General features: G+C 60.2%; 12 protein-coding genes and 1 pseudogene. 5 read left to right on the forward strand and 8 right to left on the reverse strand.

The annotated features are described in order from the left end of the window. Positions 1–73: 73 nt before the first annotated feature. The 3 genes and pseudogenes from NW845_RS05645 to NW845_RS05655 all read right to left on the reverse strand — a co-directional run. Positions 74–397, reverse strand: a pseudogene (locus NW845_RS05645) (fasciclin domain-containing protein); the annotation flags it as partial. Between the two features lie 375 nt (positions 398–772). Beyond that, on the reverse strand, positions 773–994 hold the full coding sequence (locus NW845_RS05650; protein WP_414363784.1) for a DUF3134 family protein: 222 nt from the start codon (positions 992–994) through the stop codon (positions 773–775). A gap of 97 nt (positions 995–1,091) precedes the next feature. Further along, on the reverse strand, positions 1,092–2,429 hold the full coding sequence (locus tag NW845_RS05655) for a UDP-N-acetylmuramoyl-tripeptide--D-alanyl-D-alanine ligase (RefSeq protein ID WP_414377379.1): 1,338 nt from the start codon (positions 2,427–2,429) through the stop codon (positions 1,092–1,094). Positions 2,430–2,533: 104 nt separating this feature from the next. On the opposite strand from NW845_RS05655, the gene NW845_RS05660 reads away from it, so the two are divergent. Together NW845_RS05660 and NW845_RS05665 are read left to right on the forward strand one after the other, a co-directional pair. Then, a complete protein-coding gene (locus NW845_RS05660; protein ID WP_414370512.1) occupies positions 2,534–2,797 on the forward strand; it encodes a hypothetical protein in 264 nt (87 codons plus the stop codon). Positions 2,798–2,961: 164 nt separating this feature from the next. Next, the gene (locus tag NW845_RS05665) at positions 2,962–4,896 is read left to right on the forward strand and encodes an FAD-dependent oxidoreductase (RefSeq protein ID WP_414377382.1); all 1,935 of its coding nucleotides are present in this window, start codon (positions 2,962–2,964) and stop codon (positions 4,894–4,896) included. 15 nt (positions 4,897–4,911) lie between these two features. Here NW845_RS05665 and secF read toward each other — a convergent pair whose 3' ends face one another. Together secF and secD are read right to left on the reverse strand one after the other, a co-directional pair. Beyond that, a complete protein-coding gene (gene secF / locus NW845_RS05670; protein WP_414333455.1) occupies positions 4,912–5,907 on the reverse strand; it encodes a protein translocase subunit SecF in 996 nt (331 codons plus the stop codon). Beyond that, positions 5,904–7,250: a protein translocase subunit SecD gene (gene secD / locus NW845_RS05675; RefSeq protein ID WP_414368019.1), complete on the reverse strand. Its 1,347-nt coding sequence runs from the start codon at positions 7,248–7,250 to the stop codon at positions 5,904–5,906. The genes secF and secD overlap by 4 nt, the downstream gene beginning before the upstream one ends. A 363-nt stretch (positions 7,251–7,613) precedes the next feature. Between secD and NW845_RS05680 the strand changes: the two genes are divergently transcribed. After that, entirely contained in the window at positions 7,614–8,459 is an 846-nt protein-coding gene (locus NW845_RS05680) for a hypothetical protein (protein WP_414370514.1), read from the forward strand. 6 nt (positions 8,460–8,465) lie between these two features. Here NW845_RS05680 and chlP read toward each other — a convergent pair whose 3' ends face one another. From chlP to NW845_RS05695, 3 genes are all read right to left on the reverse strand, one after another. Next, complete coding sequence (gene chlP, locus NW845_RS05685) at positions 8,466–9,686, reverse strand: geranylgeranyl reductase (protein WP_414370515.1); 1,221 nt, start codon at positions 9,684–9,686, stop codon at positions 8,466–8,468. Positions 9,687–9,876: 190 nt separating this feature from the next. Further along, complete coding sequence (locus NW845_RS05690) at positions 9,877–10,797, reverse strand: DUF4335 domain-containing protein (protein ID WP_414363776.1); 921 nt, start codon at positions 10,795–10,797, stop codon at positions 9,877–9,879. Positions 10,798–10,856: 59 nt separating this feature from the next. Next, positions 10,857–11,498, reverse strand: coding sequence for a DUF3038 domain-containing protein (locus NW845_RS05695; RefSeq protein WP_414377385.1), 642 nt, complete (start codon positions 11,496–11,498; stop codon positions 10,857–10,859). 412 nt (positions 11,499–11,910) lie between these two features. On the opposite strand from NW845_RS05695, the gene NW845_RS05700 reads away from it, so the two are divergent. Next, entirely contained in the window at positions 11,911–12,396 is a 486-nt protein-coding gene (locus NW845_RS05700; protein WP_414363772.1) for an FHA domain-containing protein, read from the forward strand. 53 nt (positions 12,397–12,449) lie between these two features. Beyond that, positions 12,450–13,193: a class I SAM-dependent methyltransferase gene (locus NW845_RS05705; RefSeq protein WP_414363770.1), complete on the forward strand. Its 744-nt coding sequence runs from the start codon at positions 12,450–12,452 to the stop codon at positions 13,191–13,193. The last annotated feature ends 2 nt before the right edge of the window (positions 13,194–13,195 follow it).

Consider the following 13,195-nt stretch of genomic DNA (forward strand, 5'->3'; position numbering starts at 1 on the left):
GGCAGAAGAAGAGACAAAAGCTCTGCTGTCAAGCGGGTGAGGAAACCCCACCCGCCTACGCGGTGGGGTAGTTCATTTGCTCACGGTTTTCCGGCAAGAGCAACTTCTCCAAAGTGCCTTCCGGTAGCGCTGCAAAGGCCTCGTCGGTGGGAGCAAAAACAGTGAAGGGGCCTTCCCCAGCCAGTACCTCCACTAAGTCGGCAGCCTCCAAGGCTTGGATCAACGTGGTGAAAGAGCCGGCCTCAGCCGCAACATCCACAATGGTTTTGCCGGTAGCAGCAGCGGTTTTCACGCTTTCAGAAGTTGCGCCGTAGCTGCCGGCAATGACCGCAGGGACTGCAACCAACGTGGTGGCCGAGACAACAGCCAAGGAAAGAGCGAAGAGATTGCGAATCATGCAATGTAACCCTCCGTGAAGAGTAGGTTTACATTTCTCTATGACGGCTGGGATGGAGCTTGAGTTCCTAAAAATTGAAAAAAGTCCCCAAAAAAGATATTTCCACTGACCCAAAGTACTTTTTTTACAGGGGCTGCAAGGCTAATCTCCGCTGAGGTTAGATTTGCAACAATCATCGCGGGATGATGGTAAGCAATCCAAAACAAGCTAAAAAAAAGATCCCTTGAGGCTGAGGGATCCGTTACGCTTGTTTGCATCTATTGTTTTGTTTGCTCAAGTTAGCGATCCACTTGCAGCGAAAAAGCCGACGCCCTCGACGTGTCGGGCGAAGGGATCAACGAGCTGGTGATCTCGTAACGATCTCGGCCGTCGTGCCTACTCTTCTTCTGTCTCGAAGTCCTCGTCGTACCCATCGCCGATCAAATCGTCGATATCGTCGATGTCTTCTTCGAGGACAATGTCAGGGACTTCGATGGGCTGCTCGATCAACCGGCCTTCCTGGCGCAACCAGTCGAGGATGGAAATGCTACCGGGTAACGGCAGCACTACTGGAGGCTGATCGCGAGGTTCTTCCCGCAGAGAAGGGTTGTGGTACATGCTGTCCGGAAGAAGTGCAGCTATGAAGAGGGTGTGGTTAAGCTCCGGGTCGATGGCCTCGATAGGAGGCCGCTTATCGACTGCTTTTTAGCTTAGCTTATCCCTGCCAAGCCTGCAAAAAGCGGTGTAGCACCCGCTCCAGCTCGACGGCCCGCGCCGCCTTAAACAGCAGTCGATCCCCTGCCCGCACCTGCTGCTGCAAACCCTCCACCAGGGCAGAAGCTTCCTCAAAGCGTTCAACCTCGGCGGCTGGCTTTTCGTCAACCAGTGGCTGCATCTCCCTATCGGGATCCAAAAGCCAGACCCGCTCCAGTCCCAAGGAGGCAGCCGCCCGACCCACCTCTGCGTAGAGCTGTGGGGCATGCTCCCCCAGTTCCCGCATTGGGCCGAGGATGGCCCAGCGCCGTTTTCCCGCAGTTTGAGCCAGCAGGTGCAAAGCCGCGATCATCGCTTCCGGCGAGGCGTTGTAGGTCTCATCCCAAATCTCCACGTCCCCAGCCAGCTTGAGATGGCGATTGCGCCCCTGCAGAGGCAGCGGTAGGTCAAGGGGCTCTTGCAGGCGCTCCCAATTCAGCCCCAAGCTGCGCACAGCCGCCAGCACCCCCATCCAGTTGAGGGCGTGGTGCCTTCCGGGCAGGGGCACCGGCAAGGTCAGGCCCTCCACGGTTACGGTTTGGGCTTGTGGATCCCATGCTCCTCGCAAGTCCCCTTGGGCGAGGCCATAGGTGAGGGTTTGTCCCGACCACAGGCTGGCGGCAGTGGCCAACAGCAAGGGATCCTCACCATTGAGTACAGCCACCCCCTGCCCCAACTCCTGCAGCAGCTCACACTTGGCAGCAGCAATGGCCTCGCGGGATCCCAGCCTGCCGATGTGGGCGGTGCCGATGTGAGTAATCAAGGCATGGGTGGGGCGAGCCATCTGCGCAAGGCGGCGAATCTCGCCAGGGCCGCGCATGGCCATCTCCAGAACGGCAAACTGGTGTTCTGGTTGCAGCCGCAGCAGCGTTTGCGCCACCCCAATGTCGTTGTTGTGGTTGGCCTCGCTTTTGAGAACACTGCCGTAGCGCAAAAGAGCAGCCGCCAGCATTTCCTTGGTGGTGGTTTTGCCTGCTGAGCCGGTGATGGCCACTACCGGGATGGAAAATTGCTCCCGCCAGGCTCTGGCAAGGCGCTGATAGGCAGTCAAGGTATCGGGAACCTGGAAGTGGGGCCCCTCCACTGGCCGCTGGCTGATGACAGCAACGGCTCCCTTGCTCAGGGCTTGCGGAATAAAATCGTGCCCGTCGAAGCGTTCTCCCCGCAGCGCCACAAAAACGGATCCCGGCTGCAACTGGCGGCTGTCGGTGCAAAGGGCCTGAACCGGCAACCCCAATAGGTGGGGATCTCCCTGCAAAGGGGCTTGCAGCAGGTCGGCCACAGTTTGCAAGGTCAGCATGGAGCAGCAGGCGGAGACAGGCTATCGCGTAGGATACCAACAAAAGCCCAATCCAGCGCCAGGCACCGACCCAGCCCTTGCCATCCAGGGCTCAAAAGTTGCTTATGCCCGATTGCACCTGGTTGGATCCCCTTGTCCGGCACTTCCATCTGGGGGATCCGGAGCCACCCGCAGCCATTCAAGGGGGGCCTATTCATCAACAAACTTGGAAGCTCAACACGCGCAGGGATCCTTGTATCGTCGGGCGCCTCCATCCCCACTTTGATCCTGCTGTCACCGAAGATGACCAGGCCGCTGGCCAGTGGCTGAGACGACAAGGCTTCCCCGTTTCTCAATTTCGCCGGGCCTGCGATGGATCCCTGCCCTAGGCCTAGGGGGAAGGAAGGCGCACCTGGATGGTACTGCACGTCAGCGAAGCTGCTGCTACTCTGGATGGGGAGGTAGGGTATGCAACCTCTTTAACAGCTCTTCTCAAGAAGGGTTCTCCCGCTAGCATTGCGGAAGAAAGCTTGGGGTGTGAGGCAAAACTGAGGTGAAGACAGCCGGTAAGGGGATCCCAGCGGCGCGGCAGCAACTCAGCCACAAACGAGCTCTGGGGCTGGGGCTCCTGTCACTGCTGAGCTTTGTGGCCGGGATGGGGTTCGCCGCCCTCTCCCAGCCGGAAGGGGGATCTCCCGTTGCCCCCCTAGAGCCGGAAGTGCCCCGTTTTACGGCCCACGGCTGGCCGCTGCTGGATCCCCTGCCGCAGCCGGACGAGATCTGGGAGTGCGAGCTGGTGGTGGTGGGCGGATCCCTGGGGGGCGTGGCGGCTGCAGGCCAAGCCATGCGGGGGGGTGTGCAAACCTGCCTCATCGAGCTCACCCCCTGGCTAGGGGGGCAGATCACCTCGCAGGGGGTATCGGCCCTCGACGAGTCCCTTCCCATGCGGCAGCGGGGCAATTTTTCCCGCCACTGGCTGGAGTTTAAGGCCCTGATCGAAAGTCAGCCGCTGCATCTGCCCGCCTGGACAGGGATCCCGCCGGGAACCCGCGTGACCAAGATCAACAGTTGCTGGGTAGGGGGGCTGTGTTTTCCGCCCCAGGCGGGTCTGCAGGCGGTAGAAACCTGGCTGCGGCAGGCGGCTCAGTCTGCTCCCCAGAGTCGCTGGGCCACCCAGACCGCTTTTAAGGGGGCCACCTTCAGCGCCGACGGCTCCCGCATCGAGAGCCTCTACGCCGTGCAGCGGCAGCCGCGGGATCCCAATTTTGTGCCGCCAGGGCGGCTGTGGCGGGAATTGGTGAGCTGGTATAGCTGGCAGGAGACGGAAGTGTTTGCCAAGCGGGTGCTGCGGCTGCAGGCGCCACCGGGCCGCAACCTGTTTGTTATCGACGCCACCGACACCGGCGAGCTGGTGGGCTGGGCGGGGATCCCCTACCGGCTGGGCTCAGAAGGGCGAGATCTGACGGGGGAGCCCAATGCCGCCCCGGCCAGCAACCCGGAGTGTACCCAGGCCTTTACCTTTCCCTTCGTGCTGGCCATCCACGACGATGGCGGGCGCTCCCGCGCCGAGCTGGCCCAGTTGCAGCCAGGCTACTCCCGCGCCGAGCACCGCCGCCAGTTTGACTTGGAGGGGTTTCCCACCTTCAGCGGCCAGAGCTTTTTCAACTACCGCCGCATCGTCAGCAAAGGCCGCACGGATCCCTTTTACGGCACCCCGGTTCCCGGGGATCTAACCCTGGTGAACTGGAACCGCGGCAACGACTGGGGGATCATGAACCCGCCCCTAATCCTGACAGAAGAGCGGCTGGTGGCCTCAGGGCAGCGCCACAACTGGCTGGGGGGGCTGGACGTCTCCGCCCTCAAAGATGGAGAAAACCACGCCCTGCTCTTTGCCGAGTGGCTGATGGAAACTCAGTCCCGCACCGGCTATCCCCTCTCGTTGGTGTTTGCCGAGGACTCTTTGCTGGGCACCCGCTCCGGCCTCAGCCTCTACCCCTACATCCGAGAGGGGCGGCGCATCCTGGGGCGAGCTGCCTACGGCCAGGCGGAATTCCAGATGCTGGAGCAAGACATCCGCGTCGGCACCAGCGGGGGACGGGACTTTAGCCCCACCGCTGTAGGGGTGACTCACTACGCCATCGACATGCACGGCTGTCGCTACCGCAACTGGGAGCCTTCCCTGTCGGCCAGCTCGGCGCCCGTCAACGAGTTTTCCGTCCGCCCCATCGTCATCCCCCTAGAGGCCCTGATCCCCCAGAAAGTGGATAACCTGCTCATCGGCGGCAAAGGGATCGCCGTCAGCCACATCGTCAACGCCGCCACCCGCACCCACTACGGCGAGTGGACCATCGGCTCAGCAGCGGGGCTCATCGTAGCCTGGTTGCACAGCCAGGATCCCGGTTTGATCCCGGCCCAGATTGTGCCGCAGGGCAAGATGGCCGACTTGCAGCGCTACCTGGTTGCCCACGGACAGCGGCTGCACTGGTAGGCAGCTGCCGCCGCCCTACCCCTCTGCGCCGGAAGGCAGCGCCTCGGGATCCCCTTTTCCGCCATAGCGCCGCTGCCGCCACCACACCAGTAGAGGGCTGGCGATGAAGATGCTGGAATAGACCCCCAAGCTAAAGCCAATGAGCAGAGCGATGGCAAACCCCTTCAGGGTGGCTCCCCCAAAAATGGCAATGGCCACCAGGGGCAGCATCGTTGTCAGGGTGGTGTTCAAAGAGCGGGCAAAAGTCTGGTTTAGAGATAGGTTCACCACCTCGGCAAAGCTGACCTTGCGGCTGACCAGACGCAGATTTTCCCGGATGCGGTCGTAGATAACCACCGTGTCGTTGACGGAAAAACCAATGATGGTTAGCAGCGCCACCACAAACAGGCTGTCCACCTCCATGCCCACCGTTAGGCCCAAAAGGGCAAACAGACCTGTTGTCAGCACCACATCGTGCAGCAAGGCCACAATGGCAAACACCGCGTAATCCCACTGGAAGCGCAGGGCCAGATACACCACAATGAGCCCAAAAGAGATGAGCACAGCCACGAGGCCGGAACGCAAGAGCAAGCGCCCCACCGTCGGGCCTACCGTCTCCACTAGGTTGCGCTCAAAAGGGCCTACCTGTTGCCGCAGCGTCTCCTCTACCGCTAGGCGCTCCTGCTCAGTCAAAGGGGGCATGCGGATCAAGGCTTCCTGACTGGTCTGGGTGTCCAGTTGGATGATGCTGCTGCCCAGGTTGTGTTCCTGCAGCGCCCGCCGCAGCTCTTCGGTGGTGACAGGCCGCTCAAAACGCAGATCCAGCAAGGTGCCGCCGGCAAAATCCAGCCCCAGCCGCAGCGGTGTCCCTAGAGAGGCCAGAGAAAAGGCCATGCTGACCAGCCCCACCAGCAACACCGCCAGGGAAAGGGTAAACCAAAGCTTGCTGCGCCCGACGATGTCGAAGCGGTAGTCAAGCAACCGCCGGGATCCCACCGCCGGATCGGGGGGGGATAACTCTTGCGCCGTCATGATTGAGCCGCCTCCATGCGAACGCCGTAAAACTCAGGTTTGCGCAGGGCAGGGATCCCCATTGCCGCCAGCAGCAGGGTGCGGGTGCAGGTGATGGCCGTGAAAAAGCTTACCAGAATGCCAATGGCCAAGGTGACGGCAAAGCCTTTCACCAGCCCCATCCCCAGCCAGAAAAGTACGCCACAGACCAAAAGGGTGGTGACGTTGCTGTCGAGGATGCTGCTGAAGGCGCGATTAAACCCTTCCGAGATGGACTTATAGATGGACTTGCCCGCCCGCAGCTCCTCCTTGATGCGCTCGAAGATCAGCACGTTGGCATCCACCGCCATGCCGATGCTGAGGATAAAGCCGGCGATCCCTGGCAGGGTCATGGTCACCCCCAGCAGTTGGAACAGAGCAAACGTACAGAGGGCGTAGATGAGAAGAGCGAGGTCGGCAATGAGCCCCGGCAGGCGGTAGTAGGCCACCATAAAGACAAAAACCAGCACCAGGCCGCCAATGCCGGCATAGAGGCTGCGGCGCACGCTCTCTTCCCCCAACGTGGCCCCGACGGTGCGGTTTTCAATGACGCGAATGGGAACCGGCAGCGCCCCCGCCTTGAGCTTCACCGCCAGATCGGTGGCGGTTTCCACTGTGAAATTGCCCGTGATCACCGCCGTTCCGCCGGTAATGCCGGTGCGAGCAAACTCCGGCCCCACGATGGGGGCGCTGATCAGCACGTCGTCGAGAAAAATGCCAAGCGGACGCCCTGTTCCGGCCAACTCTCGGGTGAGCTGAGTAAACTTTTCTGCCCCTTCTGGCTTGAACTCCAACAGCACTTCCCAGCTCTGGGACCCGCGACGAGGGGCTTGGGGATAGGCGTTGCGCAGCAGATCCCCTGTCAGGCCGACCCGTTCAAACAGGGCGTCGGGATCCTCCCCCGCCGTTATCTCCCCCCGCTCGTTACGGGGCAGGGCGCTGACCGGCACCAAGCCCTTGCGAAACTCCAACTGGGCCGTATCGCCCAAAAGAGCAATGGCCCGATCCGGATCTGCCACCCCCGGCAGTTGTACGAACAGGCGGTCTTGGCCGCTGATCTGCACCAGAGGCTCGGCCACCCCCAGGCCGTTGATCCGCTGCTGGATCACCGCCTCCACCCCCTGCATCACCTCAGAGGTGATCTCGGGTACCTCTTCCGTAGGCAAAGCCTGCAGGGTGAGCTGCGTCCCTCCTTTGAGGTCAAGGCCGAGGCGAACTTCGCGGCTAAAGCCCAGATAGACGAGGGCAGCCACCACTGCCAAGATAAAGATCAGCCCTCGCAGAAAAGCGAGGCGACTGAGCCACAAAGCTGGAGATCTGGCCATACTGCTGAAAAAGTGAGGAATACGGGCGCACTCGATCCGAGGCCCTCAGGATTTCGGCACTTTTTGATCCTATCGCACACGGGATCCCCCACCTGACCCGTTGGAAAACGGCAGCGGCAGGAGCATCCAAGTAGGGTTTCTGGGGATCCGCTGCAGAGGCAACCGCGAGCTTCTCAGAAGATGGGCGCTCGGCTGCCGAGCCAAGCAAGGAGAAGATAAAGTTGAAAGCCGCTAAACAAGCGCTGTCCCCTCTTGGTTTGTGCTAGCCCTAGGGCTAGGCTATTGCCATCTCAGGGCAGCAGGCAACATCTGGTGCATTTGGCTCTACCCCGACATCGGCGAGTTAAGGGAGGGAAAGTTGAGGTGAATTGGAGACGGACTTACTATCTCCCTGGGTTGCTCTCGGCTCTAGCTCTAGGGGGATCCCCCGCCTGGGCCGGAGAGTATTTCACCGAGGAAGTGACCAGCCCTAGCCTGGAGATCATTCACGGCTGGCGGCAGGAAGTGTACGGCATTAACGTCACCATCACCAACACCAGCCTGGGATCTTTTCGGGTGCCGCTGGAAATCGATATGGAGGATCGAGCTAGCTGTGAGCGGGCCGACTTGGTGCTGACGAACAATCGCATTATGCCGATGGGATCCTTTCAAGACTGCATTCTCAACATCTTTCCCTACCTGGATAAATTCATCAACCAAGAGGTCGCCAGCATTCGGGTCACCCTCAAAGGGCCGGCCCCCCTCCTGGAAATTCCCCTGGAAGAGTCGGATCGGCTGATCTTGGCCCAGGTGGCTAACCAATCGCGGGAGGCCTTTGTCTTCTTTCAGCAGGAGTTGGCCCGCGTTTTGGAGCTCTTGAAGCAGTCGGATCCCGGCCAGACCAAGACGGCCCCAGCAACAGCCAGCCCAACACCGACTGCTGCCGCCGAATCTGCGCCCAACCCGGGAGATTTCGTAATCGTGGGATCCATCCGAGAAGAACGGGTAGGTGCAGGCAGCCGCCTGAGCGTGGAGGCGATCAACCGCAGCACCCGCACCGTCCTCAACGCTCGTGCTCGCTTCACGTTCTACCAGGGAGAGGAGGTGGTGGAGACGCGGGTGGCCGCGTTTGAGCCCAGCGACGTGCCACCGGGACAACGGGCCTCTGCTAGTGTTCTGAAAACCGATGGCAATTGGAATCGGGTCACCGTCACCTTCCAGTGGCAGTAGGGATCCCTAGGGTGCCAGGGCGTTCCCTCGCAGCAGGCTGCCCAGAGTCTTGACAGTGATCTTGAACTGCACCCAAGGGCTCATGGGCACCACCGTCTTGTAGAGGTAGCTATCAAAGGTCATTCGCTGCACATCTCGGTCAGCGCACATCTCCACAAAGGCCTCGCGGGTGGCGTTGGAACGGTAGAACACCCGTTGCAAAATGTCCAAAACCTTGTAGGTTAGACCGTATTGGCGATCCCAACGCTTGAGGTACAGCTTGAGATCCTCCTCACTGGGGATGCGCTTCCCGCCATTGGAGGTCTCGACGATGGTCTCGGCGCACATGCGGCCCGACTTGGCGGCAAAATAGATTCCCTCGCCGCTGGACTTGGTTACATAGCCTGCCGCATCTCCTACCAAAGCCGCCCGACCCACCACACGGCGCGGACGCGGATGCTCTGGGATCGGATGGGCCTCCACCTTGATCACCTGGCCCCCCCGAATCCGCTCGGCAGCGCGGGCGCGGATCCCAGCCTGCAACTTTTGGATCTGGGCTTGGTTGACCTTCATGGTGCCGGTGCCCACTGCCACGTGGTCGCACTTGGGGAACACCCAGGCATAGAAGTCTGGAGAAACATCGTCCCCCACATACATCTCTGCCCGCTCCTCGTAGTAGGCCATTTTGTCGTCGGGGAGCCGAATCCGCTCCTGAAAGGCCAGCGCATAGTTGTAGTCGCCGGCACCGATGGCTTCTGCCACCTTGGAGTGAAAGCCATCTGCCCCAATCACCAGATCCACCGCCAGCGAACGGGGTACTCCCCGATTTGAGCCGTCCGAAAAGTCGCTGTAGTGCAGGATGTAGGGATCCCGACCATTTTGCGGGATTTCCAGATGCATCACCTTGCCGTGGATGAGCTCCGCCCCTTTTTGGCGGGCGCGGTTGCGTAAGAAGGCATCCAGGATCTCACGGCGGCACATGCCGATATACTCATTTTCCTTTTCGAGGGCGATATCCACCTCGTAGTTGGAAGGGGAGATCATCTTCATCTTGCGCACTTTGCGGTCGATGATCTCCTCAGGGAGGTCGAACTCCGAGACCATACAGAGGGGAATGGCGCCCCCGCAGGGCTTGGCGTTGTCTAGCTTCCGCTCAAACAAAAAGGTCTCGATTCCGGCTTGGGCTAGAACTTCGGCGGCAGAGGCTCCGGCTGGGCCACCCCCAACAACAGCAACTCTCAGGCTCAAGGCGCTCTCCTCGCTGCAAATGCATCGGCTCGTCCGACAGCAGGCATCCTACCACAGCTCCCCAAAAGCGTTGCCAACCTTGACGAAGTATTGCAGTTCGGCTGGGCTCAAGGGCACGTGCTTCAGCGCTGAGAAAGGGATCCGCCCGGCCTCAACGCTAGAGGTTGTGACGTTCTCCTCAGCCTGGATTTCAGAGTGGCTCTATCTGGGCCACTTCCACCCGGTTCTCTGGCCCTAGGCTAACGCGGAACTGTTTGGCACCTGTCGGCAAGGGATCCGGCGCCACCTCCGGCAGGTTGGCAAGAGGAGTTTCGGCGCGGCGTTCCCGGGCCAGCTCATTCTCCGGCTCGGCAGCCAACAGGGATCCCGTCTCGTCCACGCTTACTCGATAGACCAGGCTCTCTTGCAAATCGGAGGAAGACTGCCATTGCTCTGCCAGGGTGTCTCGCAGACGGAGAAGGGGATCTTCAGCCAAAGGGGGAGGGGATCCCACCGTTTTGCCGGGTTGCTCCGGCACGGTGAGCTGCTCCTGCACCGAGTTGGAGGCAGTAGGATCCCTGTCCTCCGGGGTGCGGCTGGCCCAGAGGCCAACTCCGGCCACCAGGGCGATCCCTCCCACCAGCAGCGCTGCGATCCCGGCAGGCTGTCGATACCAAGCTTGCGTCACCGGAGTTGCCAAACTGTCCAGTTGGGGCAAGTCATCGGCCACCTGAGAGAGGTTCTCTAGCAGGTCGTACAACTGGGTCATCGACAAATCCACCTGGGCAATCTGATTCTCCCCTTGGCGCACCGTGAGGCGATGAAAAATGAAATCGAGCGGACGGATGGCCACAGTGCCACTGAAGGTTCCCTTGGGGGCTCCACAGAGCTGGGATCCAACGTAGCGGTCGATTACGGTAATCAAATCCTTGAGCCAAGTGCTGTCTCCCTGCAGGGTTTTGGTGGTCTCCCCCTGGCGAATTTCCAACTGACACACAAAGTTGTGCTGAATCGCTCGCGGTGGCAGCGCCGAAGAGGTGCCTGCAGATTCGGGTGGGCTGGGCGCCTCTCCCCGCACTGTGAGCGTCGAGGTCGGTTGTTGATAGGTGTAGCTGAGGGTAACGCCGGGCATAACAACTCGCAGGCAAACAACACAGGCAAGAATCTCAAGGGCGATGAGACAAGACCGTCTCAAGGAGAGGGCAAAGCATCCGATCCGGAGCTATGGGCTACCTCCCCTTCTTCGTCGCTGCTGGCGGGCAGATCCATCTCAGGGCGGTTGAGCAGGGCTTTCCACAGGCGTTGTGCCCCTCTCGGGCTGCTGTAAAACATCAGCTCGATCAAGATGCGCAGGGCCAGCTCAGCAAGGCTGTTCTCGTCGCGCACATCCCCATCCACCATGCGGCTGCGGTAGTGGGAGATAAACTCATCCAGGTAATCGCCCACCAGTGCCTGATGGAAAGGGCTGAGCTCTTGCTCGACAGCGGTTTCCAGTTGCTCTAAGGTGCTGCGGATGCGGGCCTGTCGCTGGGCCGCCAGGTAAGCAATCACCATCACTAGGGCGCGCGCCTCTTCGATATCGACTTCTTTTCGCCCGCCGCTGCTGCGGCGCAGAGGGTTGGCATTGCGCAGCCGCCAGAGAATGACCCGATCGCCGATCTGCTTTTCCAAGTTCAGAGCCTTGGCTGCTGCCAGAACTGCCTCGGAACTCTCCCCACTTAAAGACTCCAGCCCCAGCAACAACAAATCCAACTGGGCTTTGATGGTTGCGGTAGCTGTGGTGAGGCCGGCGGGCTGAGGGTCTAACTGAGTCTGCTTAGGTTCCACCGTCACGCTGTCAATGGGAGCTTTTGGCTTTGGTAGGACTCTATGATCTCTTGTCTGGGGCAAACCTGCAACCTGCTTCCCCTGCGCTTGAGGGAAAAAGGCTCTTGGCTCATGGCTCTGGTGGCTTAAGGCATTTGCGGCTGGGGGATCCCACAGGTCAAGCCCAAATCACTGTCCCTCTCCCCTCACCCCATTGCCTCTTTTGCCCCGCACCCCCCGCTTCTTGCTTTGGGAATTGCTGCCCTTGAGGGAAAGCCATGGGAAAAGATACGATTGGTAAGGGTAACCTCTTCTACAAGCTTACGACGCGCAACAAAGGATTTTCTCCGGCCCGGCTTGACTTCTCTGGGCTTGTCTGGAGCTTCGGGGCCACTGCTTTTGACTATATCAGCCACGTTGCGCCTACCTGCGCACGGTTATGAATGCTTTCGCCGCCCAATCCAGCCCTGCTCACTTGGTCTTGATCTTCACGGATCGGGTAGGCCGGCGCGGCGTTGTCTTGGACAAGATTTACTACTCGGTAGGGCGAGCCCCCAGCAACCACATCCGCCTCTACGACCCCTGTGTTTCGCGAGAGCATGCCCTAATTATCCGCATCCCGGAAGAGAACCGAGCCGGATACGGTTACATGATCTTTGACGGCAACTCGGGATCCCGCCGCAGCACCAATGGTTTGTTCGTTAACGGTAAAGCGGTTTTGTCCCATCGGCTACAGCTTTTTGACAAGATAAGGTTTGGACCGAATGTAACAGCCATCGTGGAGAGCACCGACCGCCTCAGCCCAGAGACGCTGGCAGCCCTGTTGCAGCCGCCGGCCCTCGACAAAAACGCCACCCTGGAGGGATCCCAGAGAGAGACCTCCAAAGAGTTGCCCCGAGAGAACGACGACTTCACCGCTGCTTGATTCCCTCTCCTGAATTATCCTGAATCCAGCGCCCTACCGAGTTTTGGGTTTCCGTGTCTCTCATTCCTCCTGCGCTGAGCGGCTACTGGCAAAATGGCTTTGACCTAGAAGCTCACTTGGGATCCTTCCTTGGCCTTGAGGCGGGTGAACTGCGGGAGAAGCTGCGGCTGGGGCAACAGCAGTTGGCGGAGCTGGGCCGGCGCGACTTCGGCTGGGATCAGGCAGACGCCTTTTACCGGGATCGGGTGGGATCCGCCTATTTGCTGGACTTAGCCGCTTGGCACCTGAGCAGCACCGACTACATCGGCAATACCCTGCGCCTGGTGGCGGATCAGGCCCGCGGGCGGGTGCTGGATTTTGGCGGCGGCATTGGCACCCACGCCATTGGGGCGGCTCTCTGCCCGGCGGTGGAGCAGGTGATTTTTTGGGATCTCAACCCCATCCATCGGCAGTTTGTGCAACTGCGGGCGGAAAAGTTGGGCCTAAGCGAACGGATCCACTGCCCGGAAACCTTCCCACAAGGGATCCCCTTTGACACCGTCATCTGCTTCGATGTGGTGGAACATTTGCCGGATCCGGCAGCGCAGTTGCGTCAGTTTTACACTTGGCTCAAGCCGGAAGGCAAATTGTTGATCAACTGGTACTTTTTCAAGGGGTTTAATGGCGAATTCCCCTTCCACCTAGACGACCCGCAAAAAGTCGAGCAATTCTTTCAGGTATTGCAAAGCCATTTCCTAGAAGTGTTTCATCCCTATTTCATCACCGCCCGCTGCTACCGTAAGTGGAATAAAAGCTGAGA

Source organism: Synechococcus sp. H60.2, assembly GCF_047462315.1.
Classification (GTDB): domain Bacteria; phylum Cyanobacteriota; class Cyanobacteriia; order Thermostichales; family Thermostichaceae; genus Thermostichus.

Excerpts from the sequence above, each read along its gene's own strand:
- secD (WP_414368019.1), bottom strand. The coding sequence starts at position 7,250 with ATGGCCAGATCTCCAGCTTTGTGGCTCAGTCGCCTCGCTTTTCTGCGA.
- NW845_RS05650 (WP_414363784.1), bottom strand. The coding sequence starts at position 994 with ATGTACCACAACCCTTCTCTGCGGGAAGAACCTCGCGATCAGCCTCCA.
- NW845_RS05655 (WP_414377379.1), bottom strand. The coding sequence starts at position 2,429 with ATGCTGACCTTGCAAACTGTGGCCGACCTGCTGCAAGCCCCTTTGCAG.
- NW845_RS05700 (WP_414363772.1), top strand. The coding sequence starts at position 11,911 with ATGAATGCTTTCGCCGCCCAATCCAGCCCTGCTCACTTGGTCTTGATC.
- NW845_RS05690 (WP_414363776.1), bottom strand. The coding sequence starts at position 10,797 with ATGCCCGGCGTTACCCTCAGCTACACCTATCAACAACCGACCTCGACG.
- secF (WP_414333455.1), bottom strand. The coding sequence starts at position 5,907 with ATGACGGCGCAAGAGTTATCCCCCCCCGATCCGGCGGTGGGATCCCGG.
- NW845_RS05660 (WP_414370512.1), top strand. The coding sequence starts at position 2,534 with ATGCCCGATTGCACCTGGTTGGATCCCCTTGTCCGGCACTTCCATCTG.